This window comes from Thiohalospira halophila DSM 15071 (assembly GCF_900112605.1).
Taxonomy (GTDB): domain Bacteria; phylum Pseudomonadota; class Gammaproteobacteria; order Thiohalospirales; family Thiohalospiraceae; genus Thiohalospira; species Thiohalospira halophila.
The window spans coordinates 286,087-309,796 of sequence record NZ_FOMJ01000001.1 but is presented as its reverse complement, the minus strand read 5'-3'; the positions used below and the strand labels follow the sequence as shown (position 1 = coordinate 309,796).

At 69.5% G+C, this 23,710-nt stretch carries 21 protein-coding genes; 2 read left to right on the top strand and 19 right to left on the bottom strand.

Going from position 1 to position 23,710, the window contains the following annotated elements; all coding sequences use genetic code 11:
- Positions 1-22: 22 nt before the first annotated feature.
- The 17 genes from BM272_RS01630 to BM272_RS01550 form a co-directional block, all read right to left on the bottom strand.
- Entirely contained in the window at positions 23-1,228 is a 1,206-nt protein-coding gene (locus BM272_RS01630; RefSeq protein WP_093427005.1) for a hypothetical protein, read from the bottom strand.
- A complete protein-coding gene (locus BM272_RS01625) occupies positions 1,225-2,424 on the bottom strand; it encodes a glycosyltransferase family 2 protein (protein ID WP_093427004.1) in 1,200 nt (399 codons plus the stop codon). Before BM272_RS01625 ends, BM272_RS01630 begins: the two co-directional genes overlap by 4 nt.
- Positions 2,421-3,608, bottom strand: a complete 1,188-nt coding sequence (locus BM272_RS01620; RefSeq protein WP_093427003.1) for a glycosyltransferase — start codon at positions 3,606-3,608, stop codon at positions 2,421-2,423. The genes BM272_RS01625 and BM272_RS01620 overlap by 4 nt, the downstream gene beginning before the upstream one ends.
- A complete protein-coding gene (locus BM272_RS01615) occupies positions 3,605-4,243 on the bottom strand; it encodes a polysaccharide deacetylase family protein (RefSeq protein ID WP_093427002.1) in 639 nt (212 codons plus the stop codon). Before BM272_RS01615 ends, BM272_RS01620 begins: the two co-directional genes overlap by 4 nt.
- Positions 4,240-5,415: a glycosyltransferase gene (locus BM272_RS01610; RefSeq protein WP_093427001.1), complete on the bottom strand. Its 1,176-nt coding sequence runs from the start codon at positions 5,413-5,415 to the stop codon at positions 4,240-4,242. Before BM272_RS01610 ends, BM272_RS01615 begins: the two co-directional genes overlap by 4 nt.
- Positions 5,412-6,521, bottom strand: coding sequence for a glycosyltransferase (locus BM272_RS01605; RefSeq protein ID WP_093427000.1), 1,110 nt, complete (start codon positions 6,519-6,521; stop codon positions 5,412-5,414). Before BM272_RS01605 ends, BM272_RS01610 begins: the two co-directional genes overlap by 4 nt.
- Complete coding sequence (locus tag BM272_RS01600; protein ID WP_093426999.1) at positions 6,518-7,864, bottom strand: phenylacetate--CoA ligase family protein; 1,347 nt, start codon at positions 7,862-7,864, stop codon at positions 6,518-6,520. The genes BM272_RS01605 and BM272_RS01600 overlap by 4 nt, the downstream gene beginning before the upstream one ends.
- Before the next feature lie 3 nt (positions 7,865-7,867).
- Positions 7,868-9,421 carry an oligosaccharide flippase family protein gene (locus BM272_RS01595; RefSeq protein ID WP_159432988.1) on the bottom strand — a complete coding sequence of 518 codons (1,554 nt, stop codon included), beginning with the start codon at positions 9,419-9,421 and terminating at the stop codon, positions 7,868-7,870.
- Positions 9,418-10,767, bottom strand: a complete 1,350-nt coding sequence (locus BM272_RS01590; protein WP_093426997.1) for an O-antigen ligase family protein — start codon at positions 10,765-10,767, stop codon at positions 9,418-9,420. The genes BM272_RS01595 and BM272_RS01590 overlap by 4 nt, the downstream gene beginning before the upstream one ends.
- Positions 10,764-11,783 carry a polysaccharide deacetylase family protein gene (locus BM272_RS13745; RefSeq protein ID WP_159432987.1) on the bottom strand — a complete coding sequence of 340 codons (1,020 nt, stop codon included), beginning with the start codon at positions 11,781-11,783 and terminating at the stop codon, positions 10,764-10,766. Before BM272_RS13745 ends, BM272_RS01590 begins: the two co-directional genes overlap by 4 nt.
- Complete coding sequence (locus BM272_RS01580) at positions 11,780-13,483, bottom strand: class II glutamine amidotransferase domain-containing protein (RefSeq protein ID WP_093426996.1); 1,704 nt, start codon at positions 13,481-13,483, stop codon at positions 11,780-11,782. The genes BM272_RS13745 and BM272_RS01580 overlap by 4 nt, the downstream gene beginning before the upstream one ends.
- Positions 13,480-14,580 carry an ExeA family protein gene (locus tag BM272_RS01575; protein ID WP_093426995.1) on the bottom strand — a complete coding sequence of 367 codons (1,101 nt, stop codon included), beginning with the start codon at positions 14,578-14,580 and terminating at the stop codon, positions 13,480-13,482. Before BM272_RS01575 ends, BM272_RS01580 begins: the two co-directional genes overlap by 4 nt.
- A gap of 8 nt (positions 14,581-14,588) precedes the next feature.
- Positions 14,589-15,833, bottom strand: a complete 1,245-nt coding sequence (locus BM272_RS01570) for a porin family protein (RefSeq protein ID WP_205407723.1) — start codon at positions 15,831-15,833, stop codon at positions 14,589-14,591.
- Between the two features lie 25 nt (positions 15,834-15,858).
- Entirely contained in the window at positions 15,859-16,674 is an 816-nt protein-coding gene (locus BM272_RS01565) for a P-loop NTPase family protein (protein ID WP_093426993.1), read from the bottom strand.
- Positions 16,674-18,218: an XrtA system polysaccharide chain length determinant gene (locus BM272_RS01560; protein WP_093426992.1), complete on the bottom strand. Its 1,545-nt coding sequence runs from the start codon at positions 18,216-18,218 to the stop codon at positions 16,674-16,676. The genes BM272_RS01565 and BM272_RS01560 overlap by 1 nt, the downstream gene beginning before the upstream one ends.
- 12 nt (positions 18,219-18,230) lie before the next feature.
- Positions 18,231-18,914 carry an XrtA/PEP-CTERM system exopolysaccharide export protein gene (locus BM272_RS01555; RefSeq protein WP_240307972.1) on the bottom strand — a complete coding sequence of 228 codons (684 nt, stop codon included), beginning with the start codon at positions 18,912-18,914 and terminating at the stop codon, positions 18,231-18,233.
- Positions 18,915-19,072: 158 nt separating this feature from the next.
- On the bottom strand, positions 19,073-20,416 hold the full coding sequence (locus tag BM272_RS01550) for a TIGR03013 family XrtA/PEP-CTERM system glycosyltransferase (protein WP_240307971.1): 1,344 nt from the start codon (positions 20,414-20,416) through the stop codon (positions 19,073-19,075).
- 291 nt (positions 20,417-20,707) lie between these two features.
- Here BM272_RS01550 and tviB point away from each other — a divergent pair, with 291 nt between their 5' ends.
- Entirely contained in the window at positions 20,708-21,982 is a 1,275-nt protein-coding gene (tviB, locus tag BM272_RS01545) for a Vi polysaccharide biosynthesis UDP-N-acetylglucosamine C-6 dehydrogenase TviB (RefSeq protein WP_093426990.1), read from the top strand.
- 35 nt (positions 21,983-22,017) lie between these two features.
- On the opposite strand, the gene BM272_RS01540 is transcribed toward tviB, so the two are convergent.
- Together BM272_RS01540 and BM272_RS01535 are read right to left on the bottom strand one after the other, a co-directional pair.
- Positions 22,018-22,368 (bottom strand): HepT-like ribonuclease domain-containing protein, encoded by a 351-nt coding sequence (locus tag BM272_RS01540; protein ID WP_093426989.1) that lies wholly within the window; start codon positions 22,366-22,368, stop codon positions 22,018-22,020.
- Positions 22,365-22,655 (bottom strand): nucleotidyltransferase family protein, encoded by a 291-nt coding sequence (locus BM272_RS01535; protein ID WP_093426988.1) that lies wholly within the window; start codon positions 22,653-22,655, stop codon positions 22,365-22,367. Before BM272_RS01535 ends, BM272_RS01540 begins: the two co-directional genes overlap by 4 nt.
- Before the next feature lie 124 nt (positions 22,656-22,779).
- On the opposite strand from BM272_RS01535, the gene cysZ reads away from it, so the two are divergent.
- Positions 22,780-23,523, top strand: a complete 744-nt coding sequence (gene cysZ / locus BM272_RS01530) for a sulfate transporter CysZ (RefSeq protein WP_093426987.1) — start codon at positions 22,780-22,782, stop codon at positions 23,521-23,523.
- Positions 23,524-23,710: the final 187 nt, after the last annotated feature.

Below are 23,710 nucleotides of genomic sequence, written 5' to 3'. Positions count from 1 at the left end.
CGTTGCCGTCCGGCCGGCACTGTCAGGAGGCGACATGGCCCCGCACCTCCGTTCCATCATTCCCGGCCCGCATGGGCGGCGGCGGGAGGCGGTAGTCGCGGAACGCGCCGGGGTCGCCGCTCTCCCCGGCCTCGGCGGCCTTGATGATGTTGTAGCACTCCCGGGCGGTGACGTAGTGGAGGCGGTAGCGCTCGCCATCGTTGTAGGCCCGCTCCAGGTGCTCGAACATCCGGTCCACCGGCTCCCCCAGCAGGGTATCCATGTCCCCCTCCTGGGTGCCGTGGGTATGGACCTTCACCACCACCCACTCCGGACGCCCCTCCACGTGGACGCCCTCGCGCACCCACTGGTCCACCCGCGCCGGGGTGGGCGGGAAGGCGCGGCGCAGGTCGGCATTCTCGATGCGCGGCATGAGGCCCCACTTGCGGTCGTGCCAGGCGAGACCCAGCGGACCCTGGATGATCATCAGGTCGCCGCTGGCCCGCCCGCCCACGCGGACCGGTTCGCCGCGGTCGTGGGACTTGGGTCGATCGGGGTCGTCGGTAGCGTAGTAGAGGCTGTTGATCTGCGCCGTCTGCGTATCCGAGGGGGCCGAGGGCAGGGTGAAATCGGCGTAGCAGCCGGTCTCCCGCAGGATGTCGATCTCGTTGTTGACGCCGCACCAGCGGCCGTCCGCCCGGCTGTTGTCCAGGCACCAGTTGCCGTGGATGAAGGCGTAGACCGGGTGGCCCGTTGCCGGATCCCGCGGCAGCGCCCCGTGCTCGGAATCCAGGGTCTCCACGAAGCCGTTGAGGGTCCGGCGCAGGTTCTCGGCCGTGTCGTCATCGTGGTGAAGGTGGACCTCGATCTCCCCGTAGCCGGCGGCGCAGAGCCCCACCAGCGCCTCCAGGTGCTCCCGGCGATACTCCTCCTCGGGATAGAAGAAGGTGTGCTGGGGCGGTCGACCGTCGGCATCGCGGTGCCCTTCCGCCAGGCGGGGATAGTCGCGGCACCAGCGCGCCACCCGGGCCCGCTCGGTCTCGATATCCGCCCCGCCCCAGCGCGGCTCGAAGTGATCCACGAAGCAGAAGAGGACGTGCACCGGCCCCGGCTCGCGGTGGCGCGGGCGCCGCCGGCGGAGATAGGCCGGCAGCCACTGGTGCATGTTGCGTCGTCGCACCAGTAGCACCACACCCCCGGCTGCCAGCAGGAGGGCCGCCAGGAGCAGGCCGATGAGGATCGCCATCATGTCGCCTCCGAATTGCGCCGGGTCCGGTTCCACGCCCCGCCACTGCCCCCGACCAGCCAGCGCAGGAATCCCAGGAAGAGCGCCACGTTCATGGCCGCCAGGGAGATGGGTGCCCGGGCGAGTCCCGGCAGGCGGCGGCCGGCGGCGAGCCACAACCAGCCACCCACCGCCCAGCCATAGCCGAGGATCTGGAGCACCAGGATCCCGATGTAGAGCCCCTCCCCGCTCACGGCCAGGGCGATGCTGGTCGCCAGCGCCACCAGGGCCAGGTGGGGTACCAGCCAGCGCAGCACCTTGTGGGAGAGGAAGGTGAAGGCCCGCGCCCCGTGGCGCGGATGGAGCATGCCGACGAAGCGGGCGAAGGACTGCCAGTTCCCCACCCCGATGCGGATCCGGCGGCGGAACTCATCGGCCAGCGCCTCCGGCGTCTCCTCCACCGCCCGCGCCTCGGGGTCGTAGACCACTCCCCACCCCTCCTCCGCCGCGACCATGGCGGTATGGAAATCATCCACGATGGTCCCCGCCGGCAGGGCGCGGAAGGCGTCATGGTGCAGGGCGTAGACGGCGCCATTGGCCCCGAGAAGGCCCCCGATACGGCTCTCGTAGAACTTCAGGACCTGCTCGTAGCGCCAGTAGACGCCGTCCTGATTGCTGCCGTCATTCCCCTCGAGATGGAGTTCCCCGCAGACCACGCCCACGGCCGGGTCGGCAAAGTGGCGCACCAGCTGCTCCAGGGTCCGGGGCTCGAAGCGGGTGTTGGCATCGGTCAGGATCAGGATCCCCTCCCCCACCCGGGAGACGAGATCATTGAGCACCGCCGCCTTGCCCCGCCGCTCGCGGAAGTCGATGACCTCGATGCGGGGGTCGGCCACGGCCCGGGCCTCGGCCACCGTGGCGTCATCGGAGGCATCCGACCCGACGAGGATGCGGAGTTCCCCGGGATACGCCTGGGCCAGGAGGTTGTAGAGCCGGGGCCCGATGGAGCCGGCCTCGTTGAAGGCCGCGATGATCACGGCCACCGGCGGCGGCTCCGCCGGAAGCGCCGGTGTCCGACGCTCCCCCTTGCCGGTCACGAAGCGCAGATCACCGGCCACCTGCCCCCCGGTGGCGGCCACGATGAGGACGATGGGATAGAGGGCATAGGTATAGACCACTCCCACCACCGCCAGCCAGAAGAGTAGCTCCAGTCCGATCATCTCCCCTCCTCGCCCGCTCCGGGCACCAGGGCCAGGAGCTGGGCGGCGTTGTCCCGCCACTGCCGTTCCCGGCGGATGTAGTCCGCTGCCGCCGCCCCCACGCGGCGCTGCTCGGCCTCGTCACCGGCCACGGCCAGGGTCCGCTCCATGCCGGCCGGGATGTCTCCCGCGGGGAAGAGCCAGCCGGTCTCGCCGTCGCCGATGACCTCCGTGAGCGGCCCGTAGTCCGGCGCCACCACCCCCAGCCCCATGGCCATGAACTCGAAGACCTTCATGGGGGAGCCGTAGGTGTTGGAGTCGGGGAGTACCGCGAAGTCCATGGCCGCCATGAGTGCCGGGACCTCGGCATGGGGAACCCGTCCGGTGAGCCGTACCTGATCGGCGAGACCCGCCGCTTCCACCGCCTCGGCGATGGCCGGGTAGCGTTCGCCGTCCCCCACCAGCAGCAGCACCAGCTCGGGCCGCTCCCGGAGCCGGGGCAGGATGGCCTCCACGAAGGGCTGGATCCCGTGCCAGGCGACGAAGGCACCGACGTAACCGGCCACCACGCGCCCCTCGAGGCCGTACTCCGCGCGGATGGCCTCGCGATCGTAGCGGTCCGGGTCGAAGAAGACCGCGGCATCGGCCGCGTTGGGGGAGATCACCGCCGGGGAGAGGTCACCGTAGGCGGCCTCGGCGGTCTCCCGGAAATTACGGGAGATGAAGACTCGCCCGCTGGCCGCCCGCAGCACGCGGCCCTCGATGGCGCGCGCCAGACGGCGCCAGGACAGCGGTCGCACCCGCTCGAGCAGCGCCGAGTCGTTGATCTCGAGCACCACGGGGATCCCCCGCCGCCGCGCCCAGAGCACGGTGGCAAAGAGGAAGAGGGAGTAGCGCTCGTAGATGAGATCCCATTCGCCGTCGCGCCGGGCGGCGCGGGAGAGTCGCGGCCAGGTATAGGCGTTGTAGGCCAGCTCCAGCGCCTCGAAGGCCCACTCCGGCAGGCGCGTGGTAACCCAGCGGATCACCGCCTGGGCCCGGCCGGGGCGCTGATCGGCCCGCTCCTCCGGGGCCTCCGGATCGGCCCCGGGGAAGGAGAGGATGGACACCTCGTGGCCCATGGCGCGCAGGGCCTCGACGATGCCGCGGATGTGGACGCCCTCCACGCTGCGACCGCGGGTGCGGTGGTGATAGAGGATCCTCATCGCCCGACCTCCCAGCCCGGCAGTCTGGCGAAGGTCAGGCCGGCGGCCTTCCACTCCGGCAGGAGCCGCTCCAGGGCCCGCGGCGTGACGGGACTATCGTCATGGAAGAGCAGCACATCCCCCGGCCCCGGTGGATGCTCCCGGAGGTGCTCCACCAGTTCGTCGACGTCGGTGAAGCCGCCATCGCCGCTATCCAGGGACCAGTGGATCGGCCCCCGTCCGCGCAGGGCGAGCCAGAGGCCGAAGAGGGGCCGGAACCGCCCCTGAGGGGCCCGGAACGGTCGTCCCCGAAGCCTGTCGTGACGCCGCAGAATCCGTTCTGCCGCCCGCATCTGCCGCCACTGGCCCAGACTCCCCAATTGCCCGAAGTGCCGGTGGGTCAGGGAGTGATTCCCGATGAGGTGCTCATCGGCCACGATGGCATCCACGGCATCCGGAAAGCGCTCGGCAGCCGTCCCGATGAGGAAGAAGGTCGCCGGGACCTCGTGGCGGCGCAACACGTCGAGCAGCGCTGGTGTCCCCACCGGATGGGGGCCGTCGTCGAAGGTCAGATACACCTCGGGCCGGTTGCGGGTACTGCGAAGGAGCCAGGCGCGGATCAGGCGCTTGAGTTCCTGGATCAGTCGGGTCTTCATGATGTCTGGAATTCCTCCCCTGTTCCGGTCGCCCGGGACAGCAGGGCATCGGTCTCGCGGGCATTGGTCGCCCAGTCGAAGCCGGCCGCGTGGCTGGCGATGCGGGGCCGGTCCCAGCGCCGTCCCATGGCCTCCTCCAGGGCCGCCGCCAGCTCCTCCTCCCGCCGGGGCGGGTGCAGGATCCCGGCCTCGTCCGGAACCACCTCCGGGATCCCGCCGACCCGGGAGGCAACCACCGGCGTCCCGCAGGCCATGGACTCCAGCAGGCAGTTGGGAACGCCCTCGGCATGGCTGGGGAGCGCCGTCCAGTTGGCGGCGTTGAACCACTGACCCAGCTCGGTATGAGGCCGGCCCCCGTGGAGATGGACCCGCTCCCCGATTCCCAGGCTCGCGGCCCGGTCGGCCAGCGAGTCCGACTCCGGCCCGTTCCCCACGTAGTGGAGATCGACCCGGGGCTGAGCGGCCGCCACCCTGGCGAAGGCCGCCAGGAGATCCTGGCAGCCCTTGGAGTCCTTGAGGTTGCCCACGAAGAGCAGGACTCGCCGACCGGGAGCCAGCCCCAGGGCCTGTCGCGCCTGGCGCCGATCGCCGGGCTGGAATCGGGCAGTATCCACGCCGTTGTAGATCACCCGGATGCGGTCCGGTGCCGCCCCCAGGCTGCGCGCCTCCCCGGCCAGGGCCTCGCTCACCGCCAGTACCCCGGCGGCCCGCCGCAGGGCGAAGCGGATCTGGGGCCGATGGAGGCCGCCGGTGGCCATGAGGTTGAGATCGGAGCCGTGGACCTTCACCACCAGCGGCACTCGCCACAGGGCCGCCAGCCAGGCCCCGGCCACGGCATCCGGATAGGCCCAGCTCGCCAGCAGCGCGGCGGGCCGGCGCAACAGGCGGCCCGGCCGGGCGGCCGCGAGGGAGGCCAGGAGACCGAGCGGGTGGAGGGCACGTCCCACCCGCGGCGGGTACCAGTAGGGGAACCAGTCCACCCGCCCGGCCAGCCCCGCGGGCAGGGGGGGCGGCGCGGGTCGACGCCGGAGCCAGGTCGGCCACTCCACCGGCACCATCACGCGCAGCGGACGACGGCCGGCCAGATGGGTAAAGGCCTGGAGATTGAAGGTCCCGCGGCCCGGCTCCCAGGGTGTCGGGAAGAGATTGGTCAGGATCACGGTCTCGTTCATCTCGCCCCCGCCTCCCGGTAGAGCGCCTCGTAGCTGTGGGCCATGGCCTCCACGGAGGCATGCTCACGCGCCCAGCTCCCGGCGTTCTGCCCCATGAACAGGCGATGTTCCGGCGCGGCGAGGAGTTCGCTCACCACGGTGGTGAGGGCGGCCGTATCCCCCGGTGGCACCACCCGCCCCCGCAGGCCGTCGGCGACGATGTCGGCGTTCCCCCCGACCCGGGTGACCACGGCGGGCAGGTGGGCCGCCGCCGCCTCCAGCAGGGCGATGGAATAGCCCTCGGTCCGGGAGGGCAGGACAAAGAGGTCGAAACCGGCCAGCAACTCCGGGACATGGTCGCTGTCCCCCAGGAGGAAGACGGCGGCCTCCAGGCCCGACCTGGCGATATCCTGGCGGAGTTCGGCCTCCAGGGGGCCGCCCCCGATGATCACCAGGATGGCGTCGGGATGGCGCTGGCGGATGCCGGAGAAGGCCGCCACCAGCCGCCCCTGATCCTTGGCCGGATTGAGCCGGCCCACCGTCCCCACCACCGGCCCGCCGGGCTCCAGTCCCAGCTCGGTACGCAGGGCATCCCGTCGGCGCGAATCCCGCGGCAGGAAGCGGTCGACCCGGATCCCGTTGTGGATTACCCGCCCCTTGCGCGGCGGGATCAGGCCATTGCGGACGTACTGATCCAGCGCCGCGCGGCACACCGCGACGCCGAAGTCCGTCCGCGTCATGGCCAGCCGGAAGAGACGGCGGGAGCGCCGGCTGTCCGCCGCCTGCCCCAGGCCGTGACGGGTATTGATGCGCCCGGTTCGCCGCCCCGGGGAGGCGGCGACTGCGTACTGGTGGGGCATGGGATTGTGGCTGTGGATCACCTCGGGCCGCCACGACCGGAAGAACCGGCGCAGTTCGCCCAGGGCGCGCAGATCCGGGCCCGGCCGCTTGCCCGCCGGATGGACAACCACACCGGCCGCCTCGGCCTCCGGGGCCAGCTGCCCCGGCTGAAAGAGCGTCGCGATGGCGACCCGATGGCCGTCCGCCTGCTGCGCCGTGGCGAGGTCGACGACCATGCGTTCCAGGCCGCCCCGCTCCAGATTCTCCACAACATGGACGATGTTCATGTCTCCTCCAGCCGGGAGAGCGTCACCCGGAGCTTGCCGCTGGCGGTAGTCGGGAGTTCGTCCATGGCGCGGTAGGTCACCTCCATGGCGTCATCATTCAGTACCCGGCGGATCTCCGCCTCGATCTGCTCCTGATCGGCCGCGGTGAACTCCGGCCCCAGGACGTAGCGCACCTCCAGGCGATCCAGCGCCTCCTGGACCACCTGGAAGCGGCGCACCCCCTCCACCGGTCGCATGACGTTGAAGAAGTACTCACCCGGAATGGTGGCCCCGGACGGGGTCCGAAGGATGTCCAGGCTGCGCCCGTCCAGCCGGTCCAGTACCGGGAGGCCGCGTCCGCAGGGGCAGCCGGCGGCCCCGGGCAATCCCTGGTCGCCATTGCGATAGCGCACGAAGGGAAAGCCGAAGTTGTGCAGGTCGATGATGGCGAGATCCCCGCCTTCAGTGGCCGGCTGGCCGGCCTCGTCCACCGCCTCCACCACCAGGTGGTCGCTGTTGAGGTGCATGCGCCCGTGCTCGCACTCCGAGGCGATGAGCATGAATTCCCGGCAGCCGTAGGTATTGAAGACCGGGGATCGGAAGGCCTCCTCGATGAGTTCGCGCTGACTGGAATAGAGCTGCTCGGCGGCAGCCAGGACGCCATCCACTCGCGGCAGTTCCCGCCCCTGGCGCAGGGCGTAGTCGGCGAGTGCCTGCAGGGGGGCCACGTAGCCGACGATGGCCCGCGGCCGGTAGCGCAGGAGCTGCCGACGCAGGGACTCCAGAACCTCCGGGTCCAGTCGATTGGTATCGAACATGCGCCGATGGAAGAAGCGGTGGAAGGCCGCCTCCTTCAATTGCGCCAGGCGGGTACGCTCCGCGACCGGCGCCCCCCAGAGATAGGCTACGCGCCGCCCCGGGGCGGCGCCGGCCCAGCCGTAGCCGCGGAACATCACGGCCATCCGCCGCTCATCGCTCTCGCGGGTGAAGCCGAAGTGCAGCGGTTCGCCGGTGGAGCCCCCGGTGTTCTTGGTCATCACCCGGTCCTCCCACCCTTCGGCGATGAAGGCCTGGCGATTCTCGCGGATGGCCGCCTTGTCCACGGTGGGCAGGAAGCGCAGATCGCCGACACCGGTGAAGTCGTTGACATCCACCCCGGCGGCGGCCCAGGTCTCGCGGTAATAGGGGACCCGGCGCTGGCAGTGGTCCAGCAGCACCTGCAGCTTCTGCCACTGGAGATCGGCCAGCTCCTGCGGCGACCACCACTGCTGCGCCTCGTACTCCCGCCAGTAGTTCGTGGTTCTGCCACCCCGGAGCCGGTCCCGGAGCGGTAGCAGTGCCTTCTGGAAGAGGGTCTCGTACATGGGCTACTCCGTAGTAGCGGGGCGTGCCCCGACGCGGTCCAGCAGGAAGGCACCGCCCGGCACCAGCCACCGGATCCCCGGCCGCTTGAGCAGGCGGTGCCCGGTGGCCAGGTCGGTGGCCGTCCAGCAGCGCAGGCGCAGGGTTGCCACCAGGTAGATGGCGACGAACAGGACCCCGCCCACCAGGAGTTCCGCGACGGAGCCCAGAACCCAGCCCAGGGGCCAGACCAGGACCAGGGCCAGGCCGCCGGCCAGCGTGGCCCGCAGGGCGATGCCCAGCGGGAGGCGGACCCCCAGATCCCGACAGGTCAGCGCGATAAGGAAGAGCGACGACCCGATGGTGGTGGTGCTGAAGGCGATCACCGCCCCGGTCAGGCCGTAGTTGGCGATGAGGACCCAGTCGAGGGCCAGGGTGATCGCCACCAGCACGAGATTGAGTCGCAGAAGGACATGCTGCCGATCGGAGCTGATCTGATAGCTGCTGCCCCCCTGCGAGATGATGTGGAAGGAGCTGGCAACCAGTAGCGCCGCCAGCGGGACGGCGGCATCCCGGAATTCGGCCCCGTAGAGGAGCCCCACGAGGTTGTCCGCATAGAGCAGCCCGCCCGCCATCAGCGGCAGTCCCAGCAGCCAGAGGTACCGAGTGGACTCCACGAAGGTGCGCCCGGCCGTCGCTTGATCCCGGGCCACCGCCCGCGCCATGGCCGGCAGCAGAATGGTGCCGACGATCCCCGGCACCAGCGTCGCCGCCGCCGTGGAGAGCGTGAAGGCCACATTGAAGTAGGCGATGGCGCTGGTCTCCGCGAACAGGCGCAGGAAGAGGACCTCCGACTGCTTGAAGACCAGGAAGGCCAGCAGGGTATTGGCCGTTGCCAGGAGGATGTGGCGATGCAGGCGCGGGCGGAGCGCGGCGACCCGCTCCGGCGCGCCGGGATCGGGAATCGGGGGACGGCCCAGGAATACCCGCAGCAACAGGAAGTAGGCCAGGCCGGCCCCCGTGAAGACCGCCAGGAAACCGGCCAGCCCGGCGCCCACCGATGAGGCCACGGCGACCGCGACCGTATTGGCCGGTGCGACCACCAGGATGGTCAGGGCGATGGCACGAAAGTCTTCCCGCCCCTTCGCGAGCCCCTGCCGGAACATGTAGGAGGCCTTGAAGACCGTTGCCAGAAGGACCAGCCAGAGCAGTACGCCCGGTGCGTCGCCGGGGAGGATGGAATCGCCCGCCAGCGCGATGATACCGCTGCCCAGCGCCAGGAAGAGGCCCGTGGTCCAGTGGTGGAACCGATTGACCCGGCGGAACAGCGCCCCCTCCGCCCCCTCGTCTCCCCGGCCCCGCAGTTCCGCCAGGAACTTGATCAGCGCGGTGGGCTGGCCGCCATTGATGAGCAACAGGGAGAGGTGGCTCAGCCAGATGGCGAAGGCATAGATGCCGTAATCCGACGGCCCCAGCGCCCGGGCAATCATCACCGACATCACCATGCCGAGGAAGTACTCCACATACCGGCCCGCCGTCGCCCAGGCCGTATTCCGGAGCAGAGAGACCGGCGCCCTCATGACGCCGCCCCCAGCAGACCCTTGATGACGACAAAGAAGGCGGCCGCCAGGACCAGCGCACCCAGGGCCGCCCGCTCCAGCACCCGCCCCGGACCGGGCGCCTCCAGCCCCCTGTTGCGCCGATACCCCAGGAAGGCACCGACGGCCACCGCGGCCAGCAGATAGAGGATGATGTTGTAACTGCGACTGAGGAAGAAGGCGGAGACCCCGATCCCCACGAAGGCGATGAGCAGCGCCCGGGCGAGATCCGCCCATTCGCGACCCGCGGGGTCCGCCACGGCGTCCCCGTACTGCTGCCAGTGGCCAAGCACCCGGAACAGCAGCCAGACCACGCCGCCGAAGAAGGCCAGCCAGAAGGTCAGTCCCAGCAGGCCGGTCTCCGCCAGCACCAGGACGAGGGAGTTGTGCGCCGTCAGCGGATTGAACTCCGTGAACCGCCCCCAGCCCACCCCGGTGAGCGGATTGCTCTGAAACATCTGCATGCCGTTGTACCAGGCCTCCACCCGGCCGTGGGCCGAGGACTCTCCCGGATCCAGGTCCGTGAAACGGCTCGGCAGGAGCAGCAGGAGGACGGGTAGCACCAGTGCCGCGAGCAGGGCGCTCACCGTCCAGCCGTAGCGGCGGGCGAAGTAGACCCCGAGGACCGCCAGGGTAGCCAGGAGCGTCCCGCGGGATCCGGTGAGATAGATGGCGTAGAAGACGACGGCGACTCCCAGCACCAGGGGCAGCCGCACCGCCGGGCTGCGGCTGCGCCCGAAGAGGAAGAAGGCCATGGGCAGGGTCATGACCAGGAAGAGGCCCAGGTCATTGGGGTCGTGGAAGAAGCCGATATAGCGGATGCGCCCGGCCAGCAGCTCGGCCCCGGTCCAGCCGGTCCCGGTCAGGTGCTGCTGGATCCCGTGCAGCGACATGTAGACGGAGGCACCGAAGAGCAGCACCAGGAAGACCCGCTGGCGCGACAGCGTACTGACCACCGTGGCCACCAGCAGGAAGATCAGGAGGATGGGCAAGAACTCGGATATTACTGCCGGGATCCCGCCGAGCCAGCCCAAGGCGACCCGGCTGGCGACCATGGCCAGGACCAGCCCCACCAGCAGGACAAAGGCCGGTGCGCCGAAATCCTTCTCCCGCGCCAGGATCCAGGCGGCCACCGCCCCCATCATCACCACCGGCATCAGCGGCAGCCCCTGGACCCCGGGCAGGAACTCGTGGGGACGGATGAGCAGCAGCACCAGGTAGGCGATGAGGAAGTGGAAGGGGCTCAGGGCCCAGACCGCGGTCTGCAGGAGCAGCGCCAGCCGGGGCACCCAGGCGCCGTCCACGGCACTGGAAGTCGGGCGGTTCACTTGAACACCTCCGGACAGGCCAGCATGGCGCGAAATCGATCATGGTCGATGTAGCGCTCGATCCGCTGACGCCGCAGCGCAAATCGATCCGCCGTGCGGCGCCGATTGAATCCGGGCACGTAGGCACAGGCCAGGCGGTAACCGGCCTCCCGCGCCGCTTCCCGGACCCGGTGACCGTGGGCATCGGCCCCGCCCACGGGGTAACTCAGGGTGGTCACCGGGCTTCCCGTCATGGCCTCCAGGTCATGCCGGGACTGGGTCAGCTCCCGCCTCAGGGTGGCGTCATCACACCGCGAGAGGACCGGATGGCTCACCGTGTGGGAGCCGATGGAGATCCCGCCCTCCACCAGCGCCTGGAGCTCGACCCGGGAGAGGGGGCGCGAGCCTTCATCGAGCTCGTCGTCCTCCCCGATCTCGGTCCGCCAGGCCTCCAGCTGTTCCTGGCGCCGGGGCTCCTCGAGCTGCTTGAGATGGCCCAGGGCGGCCCAGCCGGCCCGCCGGCGACTGTCCATGCAGGTCAGCGACCAGACTTCGCCGGCGATGGTCATCCGTTCGGCCTGCGTGGTGTTCACCCAGTGGGCGAGGCCGTCGAACCAGAAGGGGGTCCGCGAACCGACATAGCCGCTGCTGACGAAGACCGTGGCCGGGATCCCGTGGCGGCGCAGGATGGGCAGTGCACAGGTAGCGTTATCGGCGAAGCCGTCATCGAAGGTCACCGCCACCGCCCGCCGCGGCAGCCGGCGCCCCCGACTCCAGCGCCGCCAGACCTCCTCCAGCCCCACCGGGTGATAGTGACGCCGGATCTCGGCCATCTGGCGATCGAAGGCGGTGCTCGAGGCGCTGACCAGGTCGATGTCCCAGGGGAAATCCGCCTCCGGACCGGTATCCACCACGCGGTGGTAGGCAAGGATCACCACCCCGTCGTGGCCGGCGTGCCAGAGCCGGGCCAGAGGTCGCATCATGCCGGTCCGCCCCAGCCAGCTGGCCAGGCGGTCGCGTCGACTCCGGGTCGTCATGCCCTGGCCTCCGTGGGGAGCAGGGAGGGCCGCTCCAGGCAGTGCCGGGCCCAGATCCCGGTGGTCACCACCACCAGTAGCGCCCTGCGATCCGCGGGCGTCAGCCGGCAGCCCCGTCGCCACCGCATTACCAGCCGGCCGACTCGATCGGGATCGAACAGGCCGGTCACCTCCACCAACCCCGGATCCAGATAGCGTCCCAGGGTGGCCTCCCCGGCCCCGGGGAGCGGTGCGACCCCGCTCCCGGTCCGGGAAGGACCGGTCCCTCGACGCGCCCGATGCAGCGCCCGGCGCAGCACCGGGGCATGCGGTCGCGCCGCTGCCGCTGCCACAACGTCGGGATCCAGCCAGGGGCTCTCGACCACTATGCCCATGGCGGCCAGGACCGAGCCGGGCCGCCGCCCGCCCAGCCAGAGGGTCAGCTCCAGATGGAGGGCGCGATGGAGACCCGGCCACAGCGCGAAGTCCCCGGGGAGGCCCTGCTCCAGCTCCTCCAGCGGATCCTCGGGCAGCGCCTCTCGAACACCCGGCAGATAGAGCGCCCGGATCCGCGCGTTCTGGTCCCAGCGCGGGAGGTGGCTGAAGGTGACGGCATCCGGGCTGTCGAGCCCCTGGCCGTAGAGGGCACGACGCCATTCGGGGCCGGTGCCCGCCAGACGCTCGGGATCGAGGGCGTCCAGCAGCCGAGGCCGCCCAATGGAATCGGGCTGGCGCGCCCACCCCCGCCGCACGGCCAGCTCCGCCACCAGACGACTTTCCCCCGAGACGAGGCTGCCGCCGGCGGTGGTCACCACTCGCCCCCGGCCCTGGGACCGCAGGTGTCGGCCCAGCCCCCCCTCCTGCACCGGAGCCAGGGAGACCAGGGGGCTTTCCAGCGCGCGGACCGCGACCTCCAGGTCGCCCGCCTCCATCCATGCACCCGATTCCACCCGTGCCGGCCCCGGGGTGCCGGCCAGCCGGAGCAGCGCGGCGCCGGCCGGCTCTTCCAGGGCGGTCTCCGGGTCGGCGCCGAGGGCGACCGACGCGGACTCGGCACCGGTGGACCTCTCCAGGGCGGCTTCCAGGCAGTACTCGAGCCCCCCTCCGGCGCCTTCGGCCGGGGGGTCCTCTTCGGGGCGGAAGGCGGGCGAGGCGAACCGATGGAGGACCGGGTGGCGGGCATCGATCTCCACCCAGCATCCCGGCGGCACGCGTTCGATCCCCTCGAAGACGGTCCGTGGCGCCACGGGGGCCCCCAGCGTGAAGAGCTGGTCCATGCCGACGGGATCCATCCCGGCCACCTCCCCCAGCACCTCCTGCAATGCCCCCACCCGCGTGGCAAAGCAGACCCGCCCCCGGGCCAGGGCATAGTACAGGGTCTCTCCGCCCTGGCGGTCGCTGGCCAGGATCAGGCGCCCGCGACTCCCGTCCCACGCCGCCAGGGCAAAGGGGCCCGCCAGCCGCGCCAGGGTCGGCCCGGGTTCCGGGGAGAGCAGCCCCTCCTCGTCCGGAACCGGTCTGCCGGCTGCGCCGGCGACTACCAGCCAGCCGCCGCGCTCCAGGCGGTAGACGGGGGACCCCAGTGCCGCCGTGCCGGTGGCCCCGGCGACCAGGCTCTCCTCGGCACCGCCGAGGACCGCGGCCATGCGTGCCAGCTCCTCGGCCCGTGGCGGGGCCAGATGGCGCTGGAGCAGGGCAATGCCGGCAATATCCGCCATCATGAACTCTCCCGCCGCCGGCTCAGGGCGAACCAGCCGTGGCCGCTGGCACCCTCGCCCGTCTGCTCCGGCTTCTCCACCTCGCCCTGCTCCACCAGCTGGTCGAGTTCCGGCGGCGGTCCGGAACCGGGATGCGCCAGGGCGCGGACGACCTCCGTAAGCTCCGCCAGCTGGGCCCGGGTGGCGGCCAGCTCTTCCCGCAGGTCCCCGAGGCCGTCCTCCAGCTGACCGGCGACGTCGCGGATGGCGCCCTCGGTTCCCCCCACCGGGGCCAGGCCCCGGGGACGATCGGTGAAGGGCCGCCAGCCGAGTTCGGCAATGGCCTCGTCCACCGAATCGATGCCGGGATAGCGGCGTCCCTCACCGTAGGCCAGCATCAGGGCGGTATCGCAGAGGACGTTGACCAGCCGCGGCACGCCGCCGCTGTATTCCAGGATCCGCTCGCAGGCCACATCGTCGAACAGCGCCTCGGTGGCCCCCGCGACGGCCAGGCGGTGATTGATGTACTCGACCATCTCGTCGCCGGTCAGGGGACGCAGATGCATCCGCAGCCGGACTCGCTGGAGGAACTGGTCCATCCCCGGGCCGTCCAGGAGATCCCCCAGTTCCGGCTGCCCCACCAGGAGGACGTGCAGCCGCCGACCGCGGCCACCGCCGAACTCGGTGAGCAGGCGCAGCTCCTCCAGGGCATCCCGCCCCAGGGCCTGGGCCTCGTCCACCACCAGCAGGGCGGTGCGCCCCCGCCGATAGAGGCCCTCCAGGTGATCGGTGATGGCGTCGATGAAGGCGACCCGGCTGCCCTCGAAGGGCTCCATGCCGAAGCGGCTCATGAGGGTCTGCAACAGCTCGGCCGGCTCCAGCCGCGTGCGGGCGAGACGGGCGATCGCCACATCCTCCGGCAGACCGGCAAGGAAGTGCTCCACCAGGGTGGTCTTGCCGGTACCGATGTCGCCGGTTACCACCACGAAGCCCCCCTCCCGGAAGAGCGAGTACTCCATGAAGGTCCTCGCCCGGCGGTGGTTCTCGGAGAGGTAGAGGTACTCCCCCTCGGGATCCAGGCGGAAGGGCTCGTCGTCCAGGCCGAAGTGCTCGAGATACATGGTTGTCCCTACCCTCGATAGCTCAGTTCCAGGAGAACGCGGTTCTCCTGGTATTCGCCGGTATCACCGTTGGTCATCCGTTCCGCCCGGGCCCCCTCCAGCCGGACCTCCAGGGAGCGGCGCAACCGGTACCGCAGGCGCAATCCGCCCTCCCGATCGACATCCCGGCGCTCCGTTGCGTCGTAGTCATAGGCGGCGTGGTAGCCGAAAAGCTCCAGTCGGCTGCGGGGGCCGGCAACCACGCCCAGGATGAGGCTTGCCTGCGTGCGCAGTTGATCGAGCGGGGCCTCCTCGTACTCCCGGTCCTCCACTAGCAGGTCCAGCGCCAGGGAGCCCCGGGGCGTCTCGTGGCGGATGCCGATATCCCCACGGCGAGCGAAGAAGACATCTGCGGCGGACTCCACGGCGGCCGGATCGCGCGCGGGCTCCTCGGGCCGGCCCAGCAGATCGCTGGCCGTGTTGCTGTATTCACCCGCCAGGTTCACGCGCAGCTCCGTGACCGCCGTCAGGTCCCGTTCCCAGGCCAGCCGGGCCAGGGCCCCGCCGATGTCATCGCCGGCCGCCCGCTGAATACTCGTCACTCCCAGGTCGGCGACGGTGCGGGTGGTGGCTCCCCGCAGGGAGATTCGGCCGTAGAGGTCCTGGCGGTCGTAGTCCCGGGTCGAGGCCCGCTGCGGGAAATGGGTCCGGGTCATGTCCAGGATGAGCCGGTTCTCCAGGACCGGGCTCGGGCGATAACCCACCTGGAACTGGACCCCGACCCGCTGACTGTCGTTGTCGCTCCGGGAATACCGAAGGTCGGTATAGCGGGCACCCGCGTCCAGGAAACGGCTGCCCCCCAGCCGCAGGCGGTAATCCGGTCCAGTGGAGAAGACATTGACCTGCTGGCGGTTGCCCGGGGACAACGGCTCGGTGGAGCGCTCCTCGACAACCGCGAGCCGCTCCTGGAGCTGCCAGCTCAGTCGCTCGGGAGCGATGTGCCAGGTCAGGTCGGCGCTGCCCTGCCCCCGGACCTCGTCGTTGAAGGTCCCCTCGCGGTAATGGAGGTAGTCGACCCGCACCTCCGCCTGGCCCTCGAGGTAGGAGCGATCCGCCTGCAACTGCGCACCGAGGCTGCCGGTTCGCACCACGTCGGCGACCTCCTGCCCCTCGGGGTTGCGCTGGATGTTGTCGCTGTGTTCCTGGCTCACTCCCAGCTCCCAGGCGGTATCCAGGGCGGTCACGGCGGGCGGCCAGAGGAGCATCCCGGCCACGACCACCGGCCCGAGGCGACACCGCTCAGTCCCAGGTCGGTTCATCATTCATCACGACGCCGGCCAGACGGTCCTGGCCGATGCTGGCCACGGCGTGCTCCATCTGGGGCCGGGTAACCCGACCGTAGGGCACCACCAGGAGGACGTAATCGCAGAGATCGGCGAGGATCCGGGCGTCCGCCGATTCCGAGAGGGCCGGGGCATCCACCACGACGTAGCGGTCCGGATAGCGGCTCTGGACATCCTCCATGAACCGATGCATGCGAACCGTGGTAAAGAACTCCGCCGCCCCCTCGCGTCGGCGCCCCATGGGGATGACCCGCAGCCGCGGGATCCCGCTGGTGTAGAGGATCCGGGCGATGTCCAGGGTGTCGTCCTCGAGATAGTCGGCCAGCCCCAGCTCGGGTCGCAGGTCCAGGATCTCCTGCAGCCGCGGCTCGCCGAGATTGGCGTCGATCATCAGGGAGGTCCGGGACTGGTCCAGGGCAATGGCGGCCGCCAGGTTGAGGCCGGTGAAGGTCGCACCGCCACTGGGCACCACGGAGGTGACCAGGAGCGAGAAGTTGCCGGTGGGCCGCAGTTCGAACAGCCGGGTCCGCAGCTCGCGGAAGCGGTTGGCCACCTCGGGCTGATTCATGCCGGGATGGATGATCCGCCGCTCGTCCAGGAACTCCGCCGTGTGCAGCGGCCCCTCGTCCATGCTGGCGATGGCGCGGCGGTGGTCCTCGCGGCGGCGCAGGGCGCGGTTTCCGTGCCCCGGGCCGAACTCGGCCTCCGGGCCCTTCCCGCCGTGCCCCTCGTCACGGGCCCGTTGCAGGGCATTCTCCAGTTTGCTGGTCATTACACGACTCCGGTGATACGGCCCCAGCCAGCGGCCCCGAAGAGACCCGCCCAGAGCAGGGTGGCGGCCACGAGCCACAGGGTGATCCGCCGCCCTTGACGCCGGTCCACGGGATTCGCCAGGTGGGGGATGACGCCCATGACGGGCACCTCCAGCGTGCGTGACAGCTCTTCGGCGGAGCGCAGCCGCGGGTCGAAGCGGACCAGCAGCACCACCAGCCCCAGCGGCAGGGCAAGGCCCGCGAAGAGCCCACCCGCGGCCACGTGCATCAGGCGGAGCCCGTCCGGCTGGTTGGGCAGCCGGGCCGGCTCCTCGATCCGCAGGGCCAGGCCCTGGTTCTGCTCGTCCATGCTCATGGAGACGCGGGCGTTCTCCCGCCGGCGCAGGAGGTCCTGGTAGATCTCCTTGTTCACCTCGTAATCCCGGGTGAGCTCGGAGAGGACCGCCTCGCTCTCGTGGACCTGCTGTCCCCGTTCGATCTCCCGGTTCAGCTGCTCCTCGCTCTCGGCCAGGCGGGTCTCCAGGGTGTCGATCCGGGTCCGGATCTCCGAAAGCTGACTGCGCAGCTGCTGGTAGAGGGGGTTCAGGGAGATGTTCTCGTCGACGAAGTCCTCCTGTTCCCCGTTCTGCTCGGCGAGCTGCCGGCGCTGGCGTTCATCTTCCACCGCCTGCTTGAGGGTCTCGATCTGGGACTTCACCCGGCGTACGTCGGGGTGGGAGTCGGTGTAGCGCAGGAGGAGGTCATCCAGCTTCTGCTGGAGTTCGGCCAGCTGGCCGCGGAACTGGCCCTCCCGAGTAAGGCTCACCGTGATGGCCGCCTGGCCGGAGAGCTGTCGCTGGAGGGACTCCTCCTGGACCCGCGCCTCCTTGAGCTCCATCTCCGTGCGCTCGATGCGGGAGGTCAGCTCATTGATTCGCTCGTTGATGGAGCGCTCCGAGCCGGCGCGGGCGCCCAGATTGCGGGAGCGGAACTCCTTGAGCTTGCGCTCCGCCTCCACCAGCTTCTGGTGGTACTCCTCCACCTGCTCGTCGATGAAGTTGAAGGCCTCCCGGCTCTCCCGGAGCTTCGCCTCATGGCTGCCCTGGATGAAAAGCCCGGCGAAGAGTCGGGCCACCCTCTGCGCCCGGTCCGGGTCGCTGTCCTGGTAGGTGATCCGGATGAGGTTGTTGCCGTGGCTGGTCACGCGGGTGGCCGACTTGAGGTCCTCCAGCGCCTGTTCCTCCTCGCGGGGGGTCATGTCGGGCTCGCGCAGGCCGGCCCGTTCCAGGACCTGGTTCAGGATCCGCTGGCCGAAGATCAGCTCCCGGGCCAGGCTCGCCCGGTCGGAGACACCGGTGGGAACGGCCGTCCCCTCCATGAGCGGCTGCAGGATGTTGCGGTCATCCACCAGGATGTCGGTACTGGTGGAATAGCGCTTGGGCATGACCAGCCCGACGCTGACCGCCAGGAGGGAGACGATGATGAACAGGGTCACGATCATGACCCGCCGGTGATAGACCTCCCGCACCAGGATCCGGGTCTGCTCTTCCATCGAGAAAGCCATCGCGTGCCCTCCTCAGAAGACCCGCTCGGGGACGGTCACCACGTCCCCGGGCCGCAGCTCGATGTTGCTGTCCAGGTCCCCGTCCTCGAGGATCCGATCGAGGCGCACGGACATGGTCTCCGTCTTCGTACCGGTGCGCCGATAGACCCGGGACCGGGAGGGGGCAGCGAACTCGGTAACACCCCCCGCTTCCAGGACCAGGTCCAGGACGGTCATCCCGGGCCGGTACGGGATCGAAAGCGGCGATGGCACCGCCCCCGTCACCCGGACCCGGGAGAGGTACTCGTGGCTGTTGAGCTCGGTGACGATAACGGCGACCTGGGGGTCCCGGACGAACTCGGACAGCGCCCCTTCGATGCTCCGGGCCACCTCCGGCGGGGTCCGGCCCGCGGCCTCGATCTCGCCCCCCAGGGGGACCGAGATCCGGCCATCCGGCCGGACAGGTACGCTCACCGAGAGGTCCTCGTGTCGCCAGACGCTGACCTGGAGGGTGTCATCCACACCGATGCGGTAGGACTCCACCAGGCGGTACCCCTCCATCCCGTCGGGAGCCACCGGGCCCGCCCCCTCTCCCTCGCGCTGGACGGCCCCGCCGCCACAGCCCTGAAGGACCACTAGCAGCAGGGCCAGGACCGCCAGCAACAGCCCCCCGGGACCTTCCTTCACGATGACGATGCCTCGGCTTCGCGTATTCATGGACTTCCTTCCTTCCTCCGGGGATGGTCCCCGGCCCTGTATGCGCCCGCAGCGCGGCGATGGAATTATTCGGCCGAGCGGTGTGGGCTGCCTACCGGCCACCACCCTGTCTGTCGAAAACGCCCTCAGACCGAGAGGGCCAACTGGACGAATCCCGCTCATCGCGCCCCCTTCCCGAAGAGGACCACTTCCACCGTCTGGATGAGGATCACGAAGTCCAGAAAGAGGCTGTGGTTCTTCACGTAGTAGAGGTCGTACTGGAGCTTCTCCCGGGCATCCTCCTCCGAGGCGCCGTAGGGGTAGCAGAGCTGTGCCCAGCCGGTAATGCCCGGCTTCACCCGGTGACGCTCTTCGTAGTAGGGGATGGCCTCGGCCAGCTGATGGTTGAACTCGGGCCGCTCCGGCCGGGGGCCGACGAAGCTCATGTCGCCCTTGAGGACGTTGATGATCTGCGGCAGCTCGTCGATGCGGGTCTTGCGGATGAAGGCGCCGACCCGGGTGACCCGGACGTCGTTCTGCGTCGCCCACTGCGCCGCCCCCTCCTTCTCGGCATCCACGACCATGCTGCGGAACTTGATGACGCGGAAGGGACGGCCGTGCTCACCGGTCCGGGTCTGGAGATAGAAGACCGGCTGGCGCCAGCCGTCCTCGAGGAGGATAGCCAGGGCCGTTAGCAGCATGATCGGGAGCGCCGGGATGAGCAGGAGGAGCGCGGCGGCCACATCGAAGCTGCGCTTGATGTAGGTCCGGAAGGCCCCCTGGGCATAACCGTCGGTAAAGACCAGCCAGCTGGGATGGATGAGATCCAGCCGCACCTTGCCGAACTCGCGCTCGTAGAAGGTCAGGAGTTCGATGACCTCGATGCCGCTCATGCGGCAGTCCAGGAGTTCATCCATGGGGAAGCTGCGGCGACGATCATCGATGGCGACCACGATCTCCTCCACCTCCTGCTCCCGGGCAAAGTCCTTCAGTCGCCCGGCCAGGTGGATCACCCGCCCCGGGTCCACGGCATCCCGCTCCCCCCGGACGTGGACGAAGCCGACGATAGTGAAGCCCCGCTGGTCCACACGGCGGCGATAGCGGGTAACGGAGGCGGCCCGCTCCCCGGCGCCGAGCACCAGGACCCGGCGCTTGAGCGTGTCGACGTCCACCATCCGGTAGAAGAAGAGGCGCAGGACCACCGAGGCGAGGAAGGCCAGCAGGAGCGCCAGGGCCAGCGCACCGCGCCCGGTGAAGACCGTGGGGAAGATATAGAAGATGAAGGCCAGCCCGGCACCACCCAGGGCAAAGCCCGCGATCTCGCGCAGGATGATCCCGCTCCGCCCCTCACGCAGCCGGGCCTGATAGAGGCCCATGGCTATCAGGGCCACCAGCAGGACCGAGGAAAAGACGATGCCCCGCGGAAGGAGCGGGCCGACGCTCTCGTCGATGGCGGCCGGCTGGTCCGAAAAGCGCAAATAGACGCCTGCATAAAAAGCGACCAGGAATGCGCCGATTTCCACCAGACCGAGAACCAGAAACGGGAGCCTGAGATAGTGCCGGAATATTCTTATTGTTGCCACGTCACACCCTCTCTCCGGGGCTCGCAGTAGCTCTGAGAGCACCGCACAACTGCTACGTGGGGCTATACTACTTCCTGAAGCGCCTTCATGATGTAATTAAATTGTGCAAATAGATGATTTCTGCTCGATCTTCGCCCAGTCAGACATTTCGATAGAAAAACATTCCGCTATAGTGGCCTCGTCCAGGCATCAACGGGGGTGTGTACCCCCGACAACCAACGGAGAGGCCCCATGCAGCTGGAAGAGGCACATATTGGAATCATCGGGATGGGCTACGTGGGGCTGCCGCTGGCGGTGGCCTTCGGCCGCTCCTATCCCACCCTCGGCTTCGATATCAACGAGGAGCGCATCACCGCCCTGCGCGCGGGCGAGGACAGCACCCGCGAGGTGGAGCCGGCGGAGCTGGCGGCGGCGGATCGGCTCACCTTCACCGCCTACCCCCAGCACCTGGCGGACTGCAACGTCTACATCGTCACCGTCCCCACGCCCATCGACCGCTACAAGCGCCCGGATCTCGGCCCGCTACTGGCCGCCAGCCGAACCGTGGGCGAGGTGCTGAAGAAGGGCGACGTGGTCATCTACGAATCCACGGTCTACCCGGGGGCCACGGAGGAGGACTGCGTCCCGGTCCTCGAAGCAGTCTCCGGCCTTACCTACAACCGGGACTTCTTTGCCGGCTACAGCCCCGAGCGCATCAACCCCGGGGACAAGGAACACCGAGTCACCTCCATCCTCAAGGTCACCTCCGGCTCCACGCCGGAGACCGCCGACTTCGTGGATGGCCTCTACGGCCGGGTCATTACGGCGGGTACCCACAAGGCCAGCTCCATCGCCGTGGCGGAGGCCGCCAAGGTCATCGAGAACACCCAGCGGGATCTCAATATCGCGCTGGTCAACGAGCTGGCGCTGATCTTCAACCGGCTGGGGATCGACACCCTGGAGGTGCTGGAGGCTGCGGGGACCAAGTGGAACTTCCTCCCCTTCCGACCCGGCCTGGTGGGCGGCCACTGCATCGGCGTGGACCCCTACTACCTCACCCACAAGGCGCAGTCCATCGGCTACCACCCCGACGTCATCCTTGCCGGCCGGCGGATCAACGACGGCATGGGGAGCTTCGTGGCAGAGCAGGTGGTCAAGCTCATGACCCGGCGCCGACTGCAGGTGGTGGACGCCCGCATCCTCGTCCTGGGCCTGGCCTTCAAGGAGAACTGCCCCGACCTGCGCAACACCCGGGTGGTGGACATCATCAACGAGCTGGCCACCTACCACGCCCGTGTGGATATCCACGACCCCTGGGTGGAACCGGCCGAAGCGCGACACGAGTACGGCATCGACCCCATCGAGGCGCCGGAAGCCGGCGCCTACGACGCCGTGATCCTCTCCGTGGGCCACCGGGAATTCGCCGCCATGGGCGCCGAGGGCCTGCGCGCCCTGCTCAAGCCGGAGGGCGTCCTCTACGACATCAAGCACCTGCTCCCGGCCGAGGCCAGCGACGGGCGACTTTGAGCCGTGATTGGAGGGAGGGGGAGTGCAGCGCTACGTCAGGATTGCAGGTCATCATCCCCTGTAGAGGCGAGAATGCTCTTCACACACGCCTCAAGGGCGGGAAGATGCTCGGTGATAACCGACTCCACCGTGAGGGGATCGATCTCACCGAGGTAGTTATGCACGAGGATGTTGCGGAACCCCTTGATCTCCTTCCACGGAATATCGGGGCAGAGAGCCTGCCCCTCCTCCGGCAGGAACTGGGTCGCTTCGGAGAGGGTCTGCAGATTACGGAGGGCCGCATCATAGAGGATCTCGTCCTCTGACACTCGCCCCCTTGCTTGAATCCGGCGAAGTCGCTCGGCCGTATCCAGGATATGGTGGGCGTGTGCCTTCCAGCGGTTCACAGGTCCACTGCCTCCCGCAGGATCTGCTCGCGCAGATGTGGATTGAGTTCATGCTCCGGCAACACGTCGACGGGGTGGTGGAGCATCTCTCCCAACTCCTCCGCCAGGGGAAGTCGCTGCCGGAACATGTCGTAGCCGGGCTTCAGATCCACCAGGAAGTCGATATCGCTGTCGGGTCGCTCCTCCCCTCGAGCCACGGACCCGAAGACCCGGATCCGGCCCGCACCGTATCGCCGACCCAGATCCGCAATGTCCGCTCGCCTTTGCCTGATCTCCTCCAGTCGCATGAGCGACTCCCCCGGTTGATCGACGGTGATGCCTTCGCTTCTCCCTCATTGTACGATGGCTGTCCCTGACTGCCAGCCGTTTGAACAGCCCCGAAGACGAATGACTCCTGATCCCGATAGACCCATGCTAGCGGACAACCCCCTTTCCGGCGTGGCCCACTTTCTCCGCGGCTTCCGGCTCATGGTGCAGCCCGGGGTGCGCAAGTGGATGGTGATCCCGCTGCTGCTGAACATCCTGGTCTTCGCCGGCGGCATCGCGGCGGGGGCGGCCGGCTTCGCGGAGCTGGTGGCCTGGGTGCAGACGGCCACGCCGGGCTGGCTGGACTGGCTGGCGTGGCTGCTCTGGCCCCTCTTCGTCGTCGCCGCGCTGCTGGTGGTCTTCTACGCCTTCACCCTGGTAGCGGCGCTGGTGGCCGCCCCCTTCGTGGGGCCGCTGGCGGCGGCGGTGGAGCATCACCTCACCGGCACTACCCCGGAGGATGGTGAGGGTGGCATCACCGCGCTGGCCACCGGCGCCGTGGCCGATGTGGGGGCGGAGGTGCGCAAGCTCGGCTACTTCGCCGTGCGGGCCGTGCCGCTGCTCCTGCTCTTCGTGATCCCGGTGGTGAATGTCCTCGCCCCGGTGGCCTGGTTCCTCTTCGGCGCCTGGACGCTCTCCCAGGAGTACCTGGACGCCCCGCTGGGCAATCGCGGCCTGCGCTTCCCCGACCAGCGGCCGGTACTGGGTCAACGGCGCTGGACCGTACTCGGCTTCGGCGCCGCGGCGGCGGTTGCGACGGCCATCCCGGTGCTGAACTTCCTGGTGCTGCCAGCCGCCGTGGCCGGGGCCACCTCCCTGGCCGTGGCCCGTCTCCCCCGCGAGGACTGACCCTGCACGGGCTGAACGTTACGCTGCGTAACAAGCGGGCTTACGAAACGTAACGCCGGCCGCCTCTTCGCCTTGGAGAGACCGCCACGGCGGGCCCTCCCACCTGGCACGACCCTTGTTTGCCTCCCCGGGACATCCCCGGGACCGCTTGCACCCGACAGGCGGCCCGGGGCGCTTTCCGACAGCG

Bases quoted from the DNA above. Each gene is read 5' to 3' on its own strand.
- BM272_RS01605 (WP_093427000.1), bottom strand. From the start codon at position 6,521: ATGAACATCGTCCATGTTGTGGAGAATCTGGAGCGGGGCGGCCTGGAA.
- BM272_RS01560 (WP_093426992.1), bottom strand. From the start codon at position 18,218: ATGGCTTTCTCGATGGAAGAGCAGACCCGGATCCTGGTGCGGGAGGTC.
- cysZ (WP_093426987.1), top strand. From the start codon at position 22,780: ATGCTAGCGGACAACCCCCTTTCCGGCGTGGCCCACTTTCTCCGCGGC.
- BM272_RS01555 (WP_240307972.1), bottom strand. From the start codon at position 18,914: ATGAATACGCGAAGCCGAGGCATCGTCATCGTGAAGGAAGGTCCCGGG.
- BM272_RS01580 (WP_093426996.1), bottom strand. From the start codon at position 13,483: ATGATGGCGGATATTGCCGGCATTGCCCTGCTCCAGCGCCATCTGGCC.
- BM272_RS01600 (WP_093426999.1), bottom strand. From the start codon at position 7,864: ATGTACGAGACCCTCTTCCAGAAGGCACTGCTACCGCTCCGGGACCGG.
- BM272_RS01620 (WP_093427003.1), bottom strand. From the start codon at position 3,608: ATGAGGATCCTCTATCACCACCGCACCCGCGGTCGCAGCGTGGAGGGC.
- BM272_RS01575 (WP_093426995.1), bottom strand. From the start codon at position 14,580: ATGTATCTCGAGCACTTCGGCCTGGACGACGAGCCCTTCCGCCTGGAT.
- BM272_RS01565 (WP_093426993.1), bottom strand. From the start codon at position 16,674: ATGACCAGCAAACTGGAGAATGCCCTGCAACGGGCCCGTGACGAGGGG.
- tviB (WP_093426990.1), top strand. From the start codon at position 20,708: ATGCAGCTGGAAGAGGCACATATTGGAATCATCGGGATGGGCTACGTG.
- BM272_RS13745 (WP_159432987.1), bottom strand. From the start codon at position 11,783: ATGACGACCCGGAGTCGACGCGACCGCCTGGCCAGCTGGCTGGGGCGG.
- BM272_RS01535 (WP_093426988.1), bottom strand. From the start codon at position 22,655: ATGCGACTGGAGGAGATCAGGCAAAGGCGAGCGGACATTGCGGATCTG.
- BM272_RS01610 (WP_093427001.1), bottom strand. From the start codon at position 5,415: ATGAACGAGACCGTGATCCTGACCAATCTCTTCCCGACACCCTGGGAG.
- BM272_RS01615 (WP_093427002.1), bottom strand. From the start codon at position 4,243: ATGAAGACCCGACTGATCCAGGAACTCAAGCGCCTGATCCGCGCCTGG.
- BM272_RS01625 (WP_093427004.1), bottom strand. From the start codon at position 2,424: ATGATCGGACTGGAGCTACTCTTCTGGCTGGCGGTGGTGGGAGTGGTC.
- BM272_RS01630 (WP_093427005.1), bottom strand. From the start codon at position 1,228: ATGATGGCGATCCTCATCGGCCTGCTCCTGGCGGCCCTCCTGCTGGCA.
- BM272_RS01595 (WP_159432988.1), bottom strand. From the start codon at position 9,421: ATGAGGGCGCCGGTCTCTCTGCTCCGGAATACGGCCTGGGCGACGGCG.